The 15,371-nt window shown below is 40.7% G+C and carries 10 protein-coding genes; all 10 read right to left on the minus strand.

Going from position 1 to position 15,371, the window contains the following annotated elements; genetic code table 11:
* Positions 1-1,514 precede the first annotated feature (1,514 nt).
* Entirely contained in the window at positions 1,515-2,522 is a 1,008-nt protein-coding gene (locus tag IGJ49_RS09425; RefSeq protein WP_023519948.1) for a DUF916 and DUF3324 domain-containing protein, read from the minus strand.
* 127 nt (positions 2,523-2,649) lie between these two features.
* The gene (locus IGJ49_RS09430) at positions 2,650-3,225 is read right to left on the minus strand and encodes a hypothetical protein (protein ID WP_349519838.1); all 576 of its coding nucleotides are present in this window, start codon (positions 3,223-3,225) and stop codon (positions 2,650-2,652) included.
* Between the two features lie 23 nt (positions 3,226-3,248).
* On the minus strand, positions 3,249-3,809 hold the full coding sequence (locus IGJ49_RS09435; protein ID WP_010735042.1) for a WxL domain-containing protein: 561 nt from the start codon (positions 3,807-3,809) through the stop codon (positions 3,249-3,251).
* On the minus strand, positions 3,806-4,111 hold the full coding sequence (locus tag IGJ49_RS09440) for an LPXTG cell wall anchor domain-containing protein (protein WP_010735041.1): 306 nt from the start codon (positions 4,109-4,111) through the stop codon (positions 3,806-3,808). Before IGJ49_RS09440 ends, IGJ49_RS09435 begins: the two co-directional genes overlap by 4 nt.
* A gap of 12 nt (positions 4,112-4,123) precedes the next feature.
* Positions 4,124-7,003 (minus strand): hypothetical protein, encoded by a 2,880-nt coding sequence (locus IGJ49_RS09445; RefSeq protein WP_438723242.1) that lies wholly within the window; start codon positions 7,001-7,003, stop codon positions 4,124-4,126.
* A gap of 552 nt (positions 7,004-7,555) precedes the next feature.
* Entirely contained in the window at positions 7,556-9,931 is a 2,376-nt protein-coding gene (locus IGJ49_RS09450) for a phosphoketolase family protein (protein ID WP_438723244.1), read from the minus strand.
* A 263-nt stretch (positions 9,932-10,194) separates the two neighbouring features.
* On the minus strand, positions 10,195-11,619 hold the full coding sequence (gene araA, locus IGJ49_RS09455) for an L-arabinose isomerase (protein WP_349519844.1): 1,425 nt from the start codon (positions 11,617-11,619) through the stop codon (positions 10,195-10,197).
* A gap of 20 nt (positions 11,620-11,639) precedes the next feature.
* Positions 11,640-12,338: an L-ribulose-5-phosphate 4-epimerase gene (locus IGJ49_RS09460; RefSeq protein ID WP_438723246.1), complete on the minus strand. Its 699-nt coding sequence runs from the start codon at positions 12,336-12,338 to the stop codon at positions 11,640-11,642.
* Positions 12,332-13,957, minus strand: a complete 1,626-nt coding sequence (locus IGJ49_RS09465) for a xylulokinase (RefSeq protein ID WP_438723999.1) — start codon at positions 13,955-13,957, stop codon at positions 12,332-12,334. Before IGJ49_RS09465 ends, IGJ49_RS09460 begins: the two co-directional genes overlap by 7 nt.
* 262 nt (positions 13,958-14,219) lie before the next feature.
* Positions 14,220-15,308, minus strand: coding sequence for a GntR family transcriptional regulator (locus IGJ49_RS09470; RefSeq protein ID WP_062804970.1), 1,089 nt, complete (start codon positions 15,306-15,308; stop codon positions 14,220-14,222).
* Positions 15,309-15,371: the final 63 nt, after the last annotated feature.

The following is a 15,371-nucleotide window of genomic DNA, read 5'->3' on the forward strand; positions in this document are numbered from 1 at the left end:
TAGGATCAATTTTTTCAGGCAAGACAGTTGCATCATAAGCGACTAACTCATACTTTTGTTCTAAACGATTGATTTGTTCTCGGTTAGAAGTGATCGATCCTAGTCAAGACTGATTGCGTTGACTCGTCTGTATCGAATCATTCCCCTTCCTCTTTTCTACTGATTGAATTGTTGCTGACACATGGGAAACTGTCACCATTGTTGTCGACACAGAGAGAGCGAGCAACATCAACGGACACATTGTTTTCTTTTTTTCATAATGTAAATCATCCTCCTAAGGAAATTTTACCCACCAATTATCTACGGATAGATTCTTCACCCATTCATAGTCCCTTTTTATTAGCGGTTTTTTGCAAATAAATAACAATCTACATCCTTTAACCAAGAATAATAACACCATTCATCAGCGTTATCGTGCTTATTATTTCCTATTATATAAATAAACACCAATAACTTAGAAATATTCGTCATTGATTATTTCTATTAAAAGAACATTCAATTATTAGAAATCTCCCAGTATCATAATTTTTTCAGAAATAAAAAAGAAAAATCGAAATATCCCAGCTAAGATTCGATGGCTGCTCCATCATGGAACAGCCATTTAATGTTATACTGGATTTGTGAAACCCTTACCAAATACTTACAATAAGCAATTGAAGAAATCATACTTTTATGGATACAGCTTATTGATTAAAAATGAAAATAGATCAAAATGAACCGATTGAAGATTCCATGCTCTATCTTGAGCAAACACTGATCGTCAAATAATATGTACAACAAGAGAAACTATCCGCGTTAGGGAAAATTTTTGCTTTGGTTGGTTTAGCCGAAATCACCTATACCAGTCAATTACCGGTTACCCAGTCATTCAGTATGCGTCGCCAAGACTGTCCTTGGATCACTGAAATGATCTTACATTTCATCCGTACAAACTTGTTAAAATCATTTAAAAAAAATGGTCGATATATAACAAAGTAACCTAATTTCACTTTTTTAAATGTTATTAAAAAACGAACATTCCGCATGAACACCTTTTCACAAATATCTTTAAATCAAGCTTTCATATATAAAAATCACTTATTTTTATTTTAAAATCAAAAAAAATATTTTGTTATGATACTATTAATAGTTTTAAAAATAACACAAAAATGGTATTATTTGATTACGAAGATTATAGAGGAGTGAATGATGTTGGTTCAGTTAAGCAAGTTTTTATTTTGGTTTCCTTTAAGTATTGCCGTGCTAGCATTTTTTTATTTCTTTAAATTAACTAAGCGCACTTTCCTGGTGTTCCTAGCTGCATGTCCAGTGATTTATTTTATCACTAAAATCATGGCGTATTACTTTTACGATTCTCTGAGGGTGTTTGTATATTACGAAATCGGCCTTCTAATATCTGTGATTTTTTTCATCAGTGTGCTTTATTATTTCTATAAAAAACGCTAACTGACAGAAAGAGATTGTGATCCCTATGCTAAGACTCGTGTTAACATAAGGATCACAACCCCTTTTGGTTACTCTTCTTTTTTCTTCTTACGTATGAATAGAAAATAAATGATCAATAGAAGGATGATCCCAAGTAAGACACCCACAACTACATAGACCCAAGTTGGGATTGACTGCTGATTCACTTTAGAGATTGCTACCTTATTCACTTCTTTCGCATCACTCTCACTGATTGAAAAATCGCGATCGAATACCCATTCGTTGTCTTTTGCATCTGAGATTGTCAAATGTAAGGAATAATCTCCCGCTTCCAGTCGTTCATTGTCCCAATCGATTGCAAATCGATACGTTGACAAGGGCGCCATTTGCATCTCTTTATCATAAGATACTTCTTTTATAACTTCCCCTGTGGCATCTTTCACCTCAGCTGCATATTTCAAATGACCGATCGCATCCATCGTTGGATTCTTCAAAGTTGCTACCACACTTGTTTTCCCAAATGAAATGGCTGGTTCGACGCCTTCTAATTCCACCTTTCTTTGCACTTCATTCGTATTATTCGTTAATTTCAATCCTAAGACATAGCCATAATTGTTAACGATTTGGCCCTCTTGTTCCGCTTGACCTATTTTCATGACATGGATGGCTGCCAAGATTTGTCCATCAAATTCTTTTTCCGGCATTGTGAGGTCAACGCTAACTTCTTGTGACTTCCCACCAGCTAAAGTGATGCTTTCTGGGACTTTCGCAATGTTGTTGATTTGAAATTCCTCCGGTATATCTGATTCATCAGTTGGTTGCGTGTAATCAATAAATCCTTGATCATTCGTATAGGCTTGGTTTACTGCAACCTGATAAGTTGACTCTTCATTCGATGTATTTTCTATCAGGAACTTGATCGTTTGTTTTTGACCAGGTTCTAGTTGTAAATCAAAATAAGTTAATTTTTTATCGGCTTGATTTTCTGGAATAATTGCTTTGATATGAAAGCCCACTTCACTCTCAGTCTCTGCCTCGGTGACTAAGGGGAAGCAAAAAGCAAACATGAAACAAATGATTAAAATTATTTTCCGCATCACTACACCTCATTTATCGATTCATTTGGTTTTTCCCAGAGATTTGATCATGAACAAAAACCTATAGAAAGAATTGAAGCAATCGCTGAATGCGATTGCTCCAATCTTCTCAATTTGGACACAGCCATTAAGAAGCATCTGCCGTATTGTACAATTGATAATTGATCGTACCGTTCAAGACATTATTTACTTGTAAGACATTGCTCGGATCGGTAAAACCAATTGCGATCGATGTTACCGGAGTGGTGATTTGACCGGTATTATTTCCGGCATCTGGTGTAGTCGCTGATCGAGCGACAATCCCAGTTGCGCCTGTACCAACTAATTGTGCGCCATTGATTTGGAATGAATTCACATCAAATGTGGCTGGTGCAGCTGCTCGTGTCAATTGATTATTCGCAACAGTTGCTCTCACAGACCATGCTTGAGCGATACTATCATTTGAAACAACGATATTTCCTGATGTACCGATCGTTCCAGTACTAAGTGAATACGTGCCATTTTCGATTTCCGTCTCAAACGCATAAGTCGCTGGAACGGCATCGAGTCTTAAATCTCCTGAAGTAGCATCGGTGATCGTTACAGTCGTTGGTGTACTTCCAGTTTGTCCTGGTACCTCTGCTGCGAATGCTGCTACTCCACCTATATTTACTAAAATCAACCCTGCGAATACTGCACTTAATGTTTTTGTTTTGTGGTTCATTTTTATTCCTCCTTGATTTTCAATTAATCTACATCGGCAACCACATTTACGAGGTTGACCGTCTGTATCGCTTTATAGGTACCACTTGGACTATTAGCAGGAACACTCAACTTAATACTTTCTTTCGGGATGATCAATCGAAAGTTTTGTTTCGTTCCTTGACTGACTTTGACGAGTTCTTGCGTTTCACCATGACTGATATTTTCTATATCATTGACTTGATAGACACTGTTTTTTTCTGTCGTCAACTGTCCATCTTTCATAGAAAGTTTTGCTGTATATTCCTGCTGATTTTTAAAAGCAGATAATGAATAATCGAGTTTCCACCCGTTTGTTCCAGAACGATTGTCAACCACTTCGATCACTAGATCTTGCTTTGCTGGTACTTCAATGTCCGTCTCAGGGACTGGGTAGCGATCAAAAGTTGGGGGTATTACTTTCTTTAAATAAATAGCAGGTTCGATGATTTGGACATTCACTGCTGATTTTTTCTCTTCACCAACAGAAGACGCTCGAATCTTTGAAGGAGAAACAAACATCAGGGGCAAGATAAATAGTAGCAACCATTTGATTTTAGGCTTCATCGCTTCTGCCTCCTTGATCGATACATCAGTCCGACAAATCCAATCAGCAATGTACCGAGAAATGCAGATGTTCCATACAACAAACTACCTGTTTGCGGAAGCATCCCTTCCGCTTGCGGTTTGGTCGTTCCACTTTCACCCTTATCTATGGGACTCACTTCGTCTTTTTCATATAATTCAAACTGGATTTCTTGCTGATCGGAAGCAATCACCTCGTCGGCAAACGTAGGAGCGACTCGCACAAAGCCAGTGAACAAAACAACACTAAGCAGGAACAAAAGATTCATAGTTATTCTCTTCATCTCATCGCCTCCTTATTCGATCGTAGCCGTGTTATATAGCTTCCAATTGGCTGTTGCTCGTCCACTATAATCACCTACAGGCAACAGTTTTGAGCTATTTAACAATACACCCGCATTTTCACTCATATTCAGCGTATAAACATAACCAGTCGGGGTCACACTCGCAGAATCAAACACTTTGATTGGTGAATTACCCAGATTTTGAACCGCACTCGTAGGACTTGTTTTCCAGACGAAAGAAAAAGGTGCGTTCGTTCCACTCGTGATCGAAAGTCCAACTGACCAATTTCTTGTTGTTCGTGGATCTCTCGAATCCCATACCTTTAATTCTAAGCTATTGCCCGCATCACGATCCAAGATCCCTTTACTTTGACGAACCTTTCGATTCGTCCATTTGAATGTACTTGGTGCCTGCTCAAGTCTTAATTCTCCAGTGTAGTTTACCGTCAGATTCAATGACGCTGCCGGTTCTTCAGGTTTCGTCATTTTTCCGGAGGAGTAGACTTCAATGACAAATTTATTCTCACCATAATCAAAATATTTTGTTGGGATCACTAACTGTGTATTTGCGTTAAAATTTGTCGCCCCTGTTGTCGTGACATCAGAGAATGGAACATCAGTGAGATAATTCGTTCCTTTTCTCACTTTGAAACTCAATCGATCGCCGATATCTAAATCTTTCCAATAAAATGTTCTTTTGTACCCAGGATCGCGATTCGCAGAGATATCCAACGTCTCACTAAAATTGGTCACCGTATTGACATTTTCCCATGACAAAGCAGTAAATTGATCCGTTTTTCGAACCCAATAATACACGGTATCGCCATAGTAGATGATGTTTGTTGTATCATTTGGTGTCGTTCCCACTGGATTTGCCAAGACTGAACTTCCGTAACTAGTTAGTGCATCCGCTGACAATGTTCTTGTTGGTGCTGAATAACTCAGTGTCGCTGAATCTCCTGGATTGAGATTGATCGCGTTATTGGCTATTGTCGTGACCACTGTGATCACACCAGTCGTTGTATTATTTGTCACGACTGTTGCTAAATTTGCTGGGGCAATCGTTGACGTCACCCCTGCAGCAGTCGTTTTCGTGATCGTCGATGTGACTGTCGCATTTGTTGCCAAATTGACTGCTTTCGCATCAAGTACCGTCGTCCACCTCGTAGTATTCAAGGCTGCTTCACCTGTATTTACCTTGATCGTTGATTGGATCTTAGCTGGCTGCTCACTCATCAAATATTTACTTTTACTTGTATCTGTACTTGGAACAGTCACAGATGTATTGGTGTTGTCCAATACATTACTCGTCACTGTCGCGCCTATCGGTATCGGCGGCTGAGTAAAAGCAAAACGAACTTGTCCTGATACGCTACCGTTGGCCGCTGTAAATCCCCAGTAGGCTCGATTGTTGTTGGTCGCTAATTGTAATTCCGAGTTCAAATCCCCCCAAGGTATCGTTGTGTCAGCAGTTTTTGCTCCATTGACAGGATTTCTAAATGAATACGTAAAGTTCCGTGTGTTGCTATTAAAGCTATAATTGAACTCGTACCATGTTCCATCTTGGACATTGGTACTGACAGCTCCATTAAGTGGGATCAAGCTGTTGTGTTTGATCCGTCCGGGATTGGCGAGGGTCAAAGTGAACCACTCATTTGCTCCTAAATCACCATTCACTGCATTGATTGGTTGATACGTTCGGCTTAGGTTACCCGGAAAGGTATACGCCATATGTGGCGTACTTCCAGCAGGAATCTGTGCGTCATAGCGTGCTCTACCAGTTACTGCTTCATTGGCAAATAAATCAAATTCAACCGCAAATGAATTACGAATAGCTGTCGTTTCTGGCGTTCTCTGAGCCAATAACTCATAGTAGCCGCCAGTCGCTCCGTAGACACCCAAGTTTTGACCGTCGACACCTACCGCTCGTGAGTTCGTAATGGCCGTTGTTTTTCTTGCATCGTTATGCATGACAAACGCCACGCCATCTGCTTGTTGTGTGCCAAAATTGACGTAGACACGTTGCGAAAAGGATTTTGTGAAATCCAAGCGATACGCGTCATTTGACCAAATCGACGTCCAGTTATTACTCCCCGAAAGAGAGATTTGTGAAAATGGTTTTCCGCCATTGTCATTTGTATTCGTGACATTTGAAACGACAGCCCCACCATTTGGTGCGGCAAAAGCGCCACTGATAGGGATAGCTCCCGGCGGTACGTATTGGGAACCTGTACCTGTTGCAAAAGCTTGGATTGCTCGTGCCTGGGGTGGTTGATAGTCAGAAGACGTCGAGCTTTGCTCTTCCGCTACTTTCGCTTCACTGGTTGCTTGCTGTGTCTCAGTTGTTTCCTGATTTTCTCCAGTTTCGCTATTTTCTTCAATGGTACCGCTCGTTACTTCGGTTGGTTGACTCCCTGAAGTACCTGATTGATCATTATTTTCTGGTTCAACAAGTGGAAGAATTTCTCCTTCAGGTGGTGTCAGATCCGTCAGTGTTCCATTTGCGGACTTGTACTTGACAAATAATCGAACAGGTTCAGTTGGTTTAGTAAAATGTAGGGTAGAAAATTGTTCTTCTGTCAACACCTGATTCTCAGTAATGGATTGATCATCTATCATACGTGGGATTTTTTCACCCTTAGAATCAATCAAATTTACGGAAAATTGTAACGCTTCAGATGAATTTTTTTCTAGTTTAAAACGCACCCCTTTATTCGTGTCTTCGAGTGATAACGCCACTTCTCCATTATCGACCAACACATTTGTTGACTGCCTTTGATTGACATCAGCAAAAACAGAAGAGCAAACGCCTCCAATAAAGAACACCACAATAATAATGAACGTTATAAAAAACGGTCGCGTATTGGTTTGAATTCCATTCCTTATCCCCACAAACTTTACCTCCTTTGTCCAAACTATCGCAATTTGAATATAGAAGACTTTTAAAAAGTCGTTACTTTTATCATTTTTTCAAATAGCCTTTGAGATCAGGTCCATTTCTACTAGATTTCACTAGAAAATGAAAATTTATCAAAGACTATTATGTAAAAACAACGGAGGAACTAAGCGAGTTACCCAAAATAAAAAAATAAAACTATGTATAATCTAACTATTCTCTTACGATATCTCTCATCAAAAAAATAATAACATGCTTTATTTTTCAAATGAATTTTTATGCTTATAACATTATGTATTTAGAGAACAACAACTATAATAAAACACTTCAATACCAATAGTTGGAAACGCAATCGCAAAATATTAATATTTATGAACAAACAATGAATACGATGCTCATTGTATGCATGACTCGCTTTTTTAATCAACTAATAGGTTGCTTTAATTTTCCCCACACTAAAATTCTGCAAAGCAACTAAATTTACGATTGCTAAAAAAACACTAGTAAAGGCAGATAGATCCGCGTTTTACTAGTGTCATTCTTAGTTATTATTCCTTCACCCGAGCTAACTCCGTCCATTTCCAGTTTTCCACTACTGGCAGATCATGACCTTCTTTCCGAATATACTCTCGATGTGCTTTCAATTGTTGCGTCATTTCCTCAGAAAAAGCTGTTGCTTCTTCACCGTACACAGTTACCGCTGCATGTTGCGCTAAGTGGAAACGATCCAACTCACTAAAGACACGCATATCAAACGGTGTAGTGATATCGCCATTTTCTCGATAACCATGAACCATCAATTGGTGATTGTGCCGTAAGAAGAAAATATCCCGGATCATGCCTTCATAGCCATGGAAAGCAAACAGAATTGGTTTGTCTTTCGTAAAGAACGTGTCAAACGCTTCATCACTTAGTCCTCTCCGATCAACGGATGGGTGTCTTAACTTCAAGATATCCACCACGTTGATAAAGCGGATTTTTAGTTGTGGAAATGCTTGATTCAATAGCGAGACTGCCGCAAGTGCTTCAAGGTTTGGTTCTGTGCCTGCTGCTGCGACCACTAGATCTGGCTCTTCATTCGCAGAAACCGTACTAGCCCACTCGATGATTTTCACCCCCTCATTGGCTAGTTCTTCTGCTTCTGTTGCAGAATAAAATTGCGGACGTGGATGTTTACTGGAAATAATCAAGTTGATGACTTGCTCTTCTTGCAACGCACGATCCATCACAGCCATCAAACTATTCGCATCTGCAGGCAAGTATTCGCGAATAAACTCTGCTTTCTTCTCTGCTAGATGGGTCAACACACCAGGATCTTGGTGGGTATACCCATTGTGATCTTGTTGAAAAACAGTCGATGTGGCAATCAAGTTCAATGAAGGATAGTTTTTCCGCCAAGGCTGATCACTAGCTTTACGCATCCACTTGAAGTGTTGCGTCAACATCGAGTCAACCACACGTAAAAAAGATTCGTAACTAGCAAAGAACCCGTGTCGCCCTGTCAAAACATACCCTTCTAAAAATCCTTCTGCTTGATGTTCCGACAGTTGTCCATCAATGACCCTTCCTACAGAAGACTGCCACTCATCTGAAGCATCTTTAGGTTCCAACCATTGTCGATCTGTCACTTCAAAGACTTTATTCAAGCGATTGGATTTTGTTTCATCCGGGCCAAAGATCCGAAAATTGGTTGGGTTCTTCGTGATTACATCTTTGGCTTGTTCTCCAAAGACCATCATATCTTGCGCAACAACAGCTCCTGGTGTTGCAGTATCCACGGCATAGTTTTTCCAATCAGGCATAACTAACGGTTTGGGATCGATTCCGCCATTTGTGATTGGATTTGTCGACATCCGACGATTGCCTTTCGGTGAAAGATCTTTGATTTCTTGTTTGATTCTTCCTTGTTCATCAAACAGCTCTTCCGGACGATAAGATTGTAACCAATCAATCAAATGATCGACGTGTTCCATATGCTCAGAATCGACTGGAATCGGTACTTGATGCGCACGAAACGTTCCTTCCACTTGTTCATTTTCCCACGTCTTTGGTCCTGTCCAGCCTTTTGGCGTCCGAAAAATAATGACGGGCCACCTTGGCATCGTGGCTGATTCCGCAGGTGCTTGTCTTGCTTCGTTTTGGATTTCTTTGATTTCTTCGATCACTGTATCTAGCGTTAAAGCCAGGATGTGATGAACAACCTCTGAATCTGTTCCCTCAACAAAATATGGTTTCCAACCCATTCCTTCGAAATACTTTCGAAGATCCTCATCACTCTTGCGGGCAAGGATGGTTGGATTAGAAATTTTTCCGCCATTCAAATTCAAAATTGGTAACACCGCACCGTCATTGACCGGATTGATAAAGACATTTGAAAACCAACCGCCAGCTAATGGACCTGTTTCTGCTTCGCCATCGCCTACAACTGTCGCCGCGATCACATCCGGATGATCAAGGATCGCACCTGTCGCATGGGCAAGTGAATAGCCAAGTTCTCCACCTTCATGGATCGATCCTGGTGTTTCCGGCGCAGCATGGGATGCAATCCCGCGAGGATAAGAAAACACCCGACATAAATGTGCCAATCCGGCTTCATCTTCTGTAAATTCAGGATAGATCTCACTGTAACTGCCATCAATATAAGAATTGGATACCATCACTTGTCCACCATGACCAGGGCCCTCTATGTAAAACATATCCAAATCGTATTTATTGATGACACGATTTAAATGTGCATACACAAAATTTTGTCCAGCAATCGTTCCCCAATGCCCAATAGGATTTGTCTTTACATCGTCTTTAGTTAATGGACGGCGTAATAATGGATTATCTTTTAAATACATTTGAGCAACAGAAATATAATTTGCAGCCCGCCACCAAGCATCTAATTGTTCGAATTCTATTTGTTTGTCTACGTTTGTCATATCGAACACCCCTTTAATCATTGCTAGTCCTACGAAAGAACAAAAAATGAGTCTGGCCTTTACCAGAGTGTCCAGACTCATCTTCGTCGCTTCTTTCGACTGCTCGTATGTGCTATCCCTTAATCAGCTGATAACATTACGGTATTTATTTAACTTTAACTTGAATCTCTAAGAAATGACATCATAACGCTCTACTTCTTTGAAAAAGAGTGTTTGACGTAAGTTTTTCTAAAGTCCCAAAGTCCTTCAATTGATCATTTCACTTATTTGATGACGACATCTTCTAAATCAACCAAGCGCGCCCATGTTTGGATCTGATCAGTAGTAAGGTGCAATGACACAACGGTATGGTGTCCGCCACCTGTGCGGATCCAAGCACCTACTCCCTCATGGAAATTCGGTTTGACTTTCCAAAGTACGCGTGCCACTGGTAAATGTGGGGCTTCTTCTGTTGGTTCGAAGGCTTCCACTTCATTGATCAGCAATTTGTAATGCGTGCCAAAATCTGCCATGGAAACCACGACACCATCGCCTGCTTTACCGTCAAACACCAAACGAGCCGGATCTTCTCGATCACCCATCGATAATGGCGAAACAACGATTTTTGGTCGATTGACCGCCAATGTCGGATCTACTTCCATCATGTGAGATTGTAAAATTGCTTCTTTTCCTGGCGTCAATTCATACGTGTAATCTTCCATAAAACCTGTGTCTTTGTTTTGTGCCATGATTTTTAACATCCGATCCAAAGCAGCTGTTTTCCAATCCCCCTCACCGGCAAATCCGTAGCCTTCTGCCATTAACCGTTGGACTGCCAAGCCAGGTAATTGTTGCATACCGTAAAGATCTTCAAAGTTTGTTGTGAAAGCATTATAATTGCCCGCTTCCAAGAAACGTCTGATCCCGATTTCTTGTTTTGCTTGTACTTTGACATGTGCTTCCCAAGTGTCATGGTCATAATGTGCATAATCAAAATCATAAAGTTGTTTATATTCTTCAAATAATGACGCTACCTCTTCATCAGTGACTTCATCGATCACTTTGACTAAATCGCCGATCCCATAATAGTCGACCACCCAGCCAAACTGGATCTGTGCTTCTACTTTGTCTCCTTCGGTCACAGCCACATTACGCATATTGTCTCCAAACCGAGCAACCTTGATCGAGAAGCTTTCATTATAAGCCACAGCCACGTGCATCCAGTCTGAGATCTGACGTTGCACATCTTCGGATTGCCAATGACCTACCACGATTTCATTTTTCTTATTGAGTCGTGCATTGATAAAACCATATTCCCGATCCCCGTGGGCTGCTTGGTTCAAGTTCATAAAGTCCATGTCGATCGTTTCCCAAGGAATACTCTCATTAAATTGCGTAGCTAAATGCAACAAAGGCTTTTGTAATAACTGCGTGCCACGAATCCACATTTTTGCTGGGGAGAAAGTATGCATCCAAGTGATCACACCTGCTACTTGCTCCTGGTAATTCGCTTCTTTCATGATCGAGGTGATCGTATCAGCAGTTACTGCTAGTTCTTTTAGTACGATCGGATAAGGCAACGTTTGTTGATCATTTAGTGCCGTAACGATCGTCTCTGCATTCTTTTTGACCTGCGCTAACGCTTCTTCCCCGTATAGATGTTGTGAACCTACGACGAACCAAAATTCTTTTTTACTGATTGCTAACATGATTGTAACTCCTCTATTTTTTATTTTTTTTGGCCATAATACGCATCTTTACCATGCTTGCGTAAATAATGTTTATCTAATATTCGTTGGGGCAATGGTTCAGAAAAACTATTCAATTGGCGAGTAAATAAGTTCATTTTCGCCACTTCATCCAGTACAACGGCATTCATCACCGCTTGGGAAGCATCTTTCCCCCAAGTAAATGGTCCATGGCCATGTAACAACACTCCTGGAATTGCCATGATATCAATATTTCTATTTTGGAATGTCTCAATGATCACATTGCCGGTTTCATGTTCATAACCAGCATCGATTTCTTCTTGTGATAAAAATCTTGCGCAAGGAACGCTCCCATAAAAAGTATCTGCATGAGTCGTACCCATGGCGGGTAGATCGATACCCGCTTGTGCCCAGATCGTTGCCCACGTCGAATGCGTATGACAAATCCCACCAATTTCCGGGAAATGTTTGTAGAGAACCGCATGTGTCGGTGTATCGGAAGATGGATTTAGTTCACCTTCGATGACTTGATTATTCAAATCAACAACGACCATATCTGCTGCTTTCATTTCCTCATAACTCACGCCGCTAGGCTTGATGACAAAATAACCCGTTTCCCGATCAAATGCACTCACATTCCCCCATGTGTATTTGATCAGTCCTTGTTTTGGTAAAGCTAAATTCGCTTGATAAACAGATTCTTTCAGACTTTCTAACATTCTCTCACTCCTTCTTCCATTGATACGATCGCGGATGCTTCGATAGGCAACCCTTTTTCATACAGCTCAATAAATTTTTCGTAACCTTTTAAATCTGCCTCTTTAGGCTCGATCGTCAGACCTTCACTAGTTGAAAATACCTCTTTTGCTAAAAATTCTTCCAAAGTCATGCCGTCTGCCGATCGGAGATAAGCAGCTAATAAGGCAATCCCCCAAGCGCCTCCTTCTCCGGCTGTTTCCATGACTGTGACAGGTGTTTCCATTGCTGAAGCTAAAATCGTTTGAGCAACTTTCGGCGTTTTAAAGATCCCGCCATGTGCGACTAAACGATCGATCGTGACTTGTTCGGATTTAAGAATCTCCATCCCTAGACGCATCGCCCCAAAAGCACTTGAAAGGTGCATCCGCATAAAATTCGCTAAATCAAACTTACTATCCGACTGTCGCACGAATAATGGTCTACCTTGTTCCATTTTTGTGATGTTTTCTCCTGAGTGGTACCCGTAGCTGAGTAATCCTCCACAGTCACTCTCTCCTTGTAGCGCTTTCAAAAATAAGGTTTCATAAATCTGCTGTGTATCGATCGTCACGCCAAGACTCTCACTGAACTCTTTGAAAATCTTGACCCATGCGTTGATTTCTGATGAGCAATTGTTTGTATGCACCATTGCAACAGGGCTTCCGTCAGGTGTTGTTACTTGGTCGATTTCTGGATGGATATTTACTAACTCTTTATCCAATACGATCATTGCAAAAGCCGATGTCCCAGCTGAAACATTCCCTGTGCGTAGCCCCACACTGTTCGTTGCGACCATGCCGGTGCCGGCATCCCCTTCTGGTGGGCAAACAGGAATCCCTGCAGATAAGTTACCGGATAGATCTAAGAGCTTGGCTCCCTTTTCAGTCAGCGTCCCTGCAACCTCACCAGCTAAACGAATTTCTGGAAGAAGCGTTTCTAAAGGTTGCATAAAACCTTCTGCTTGTGCCAATTGATCAAAAATAGCAATCTTTTGTGCATCATATCCCTTCGTTTGACGATCAATCGGAAACATTCCTGAAGCATCTCCAACTCCTAATACTTTTTGTCCGGTCAACTGCCAATGGATATACCCAGCTAATGTTGTAAAGTAACTAAGATCTTTTAGATGTGTTTCTTTATTTAAAATTGCTTGATATAGATGGGCAATGCTCCAACGCTGTGGAATCGTATAATGAAAGGCTTTGCTCAATTTTTCTTCTGCCTCTGCGGTAATGGCATTGCGCCACGTGCGAAAAGGAACAAGCAATTCATCGTGCTGATCAAATGCTAAATAACCGTGCATCATTGCGCTAAAGCCGATCGCTCCTATCATAGTCAGTGTCGTATCATACTCTTCAGAAACCACATCGACTAATTGCTGATAACTCGATTGTAACCCCTTCCAAATATCGTCAAGTGAATAGGTCCAAATACCGTTTTCTAACTGGTTTTCCCAATCGTAACTTCCAGCTGCAATCGGCTCATAGTGTTGATCGATCAGCACTGCTTTGATTCTCGTCGAACCTAGCTCAATACCTAGTGCTGTTTGTCCTGTGCGAATCGCTTCTATTCGTTTCAGCCTAGTTTCTTTCGCTTCGATGTCAAACGCCCCCTTAGTTTCTCTTTATGATAGTTACAGTATAAAACTTTTTGTACGTACATGTCAATACAAACATAGTTATTTGTTCGTACATAAATCCTTTTTCTTTTTCCTGATAAATTCACATTTATCATATAAAAAAGGCAAAGAGAGTAAATTCCTCCTCTTTACCTTTTTAAGAGCAAATAATCTTGCTAGACATTGACTAATGTTCATTAAATAAATTTTTATCGTATTTGGTACACTTATCGTTTTCCCTCAGCTACTCGCCATTCTTTGTTGCACTTACTGAATCTCTGATCACCAAACTAGGTTCATAGACGATATTTTCTCCTTGATTGCCCGTTTGGATCGTGTGAATGATCCATTCTGCTGCATCTTTCCCCATCCGCTCTTTTGGATGAGTTAAAGTGGTCAGTTTCACTGCGCCCATCTGACTCAACGAGGAATCATCATTTCCGATGATCGACAATTGCTGCGGTACTTGATAACCCTTTGCGATCACCTCATCAAGCAACTGGCTAGCAACTTGATCGTTGTAACAGATGATGCCGGTGCTTGCCGATTCCTTTAGCTGTAAGAGGACTTTTTCACCTAGTTTCCCACGTGAATCAGTCGTGTAGGTAATGATATCTTCCGGCGAAAATTGGATACCGTAGGCTTCGCACGCTTGAATAAATCCCTTCATCCGATATTTCCCTTGTAAATCATCGATTTTCGTGATGAACAGTAATCGCTGATGTCCTTGCTGGATCAAATACTCAGTCCCTTTAAAGCCAACTTTTACATCGTCGACACAAATCGAGGCGACCGCTAATTCTTCATAGACAGCATTGATCATGACCATCGGGATCCCTTGTTCTCTCAATCTGACATAGAGCGCAAGGTTCGGATTGTATTCATTACTTTTTGTCGGCTCTACGATTAAGCCATCTACACCAAACTGCAACATTTTTTCCAAGCAGTTTTTTTCTTGTTGATGATCATTATTCGTACTGGCTAGTAAGAGGGAATAGCCTTGTTCACTCAACGCTTTTTCAATTCCTCGGATGATCGAGGGGAATATATAATCCGATAAATACGTCGTGATGACGCCAATCGTTTTTTGGTTTTTTCTACTTTCTGATGTTTTCTTATACGCGTCATCGACATATGTTCCAGAGCCTTTCTCTTTACGCAGATATCCTTCATTGACTAACAGACCAATCGCTTGTCTTACCGTATGACGGCTGACTTGATAGTCTTTTTGTAATTGGAGTTCAGGTGGTATCGGTTCATTTAGTTTGAAAATTTGGTCAATGATCTTATCCTTTATCTCATCTGCGATCATTTGATATTTTGTTTTATCCATGGTTACTTTGCCAATCCTTTCACTCCGACGTAAGTTGTCCGAACAATTATTTGATATCATTGT

This window comes from Enterococcus sp. AZ171, from assembly GCF_051714005.1.
Lineage (GTDB): Bacteria > Bacillota > Bacilli > Lactobacillales > Enterococcaceae > Enterococcus_B > Enterococcus_B pernyi.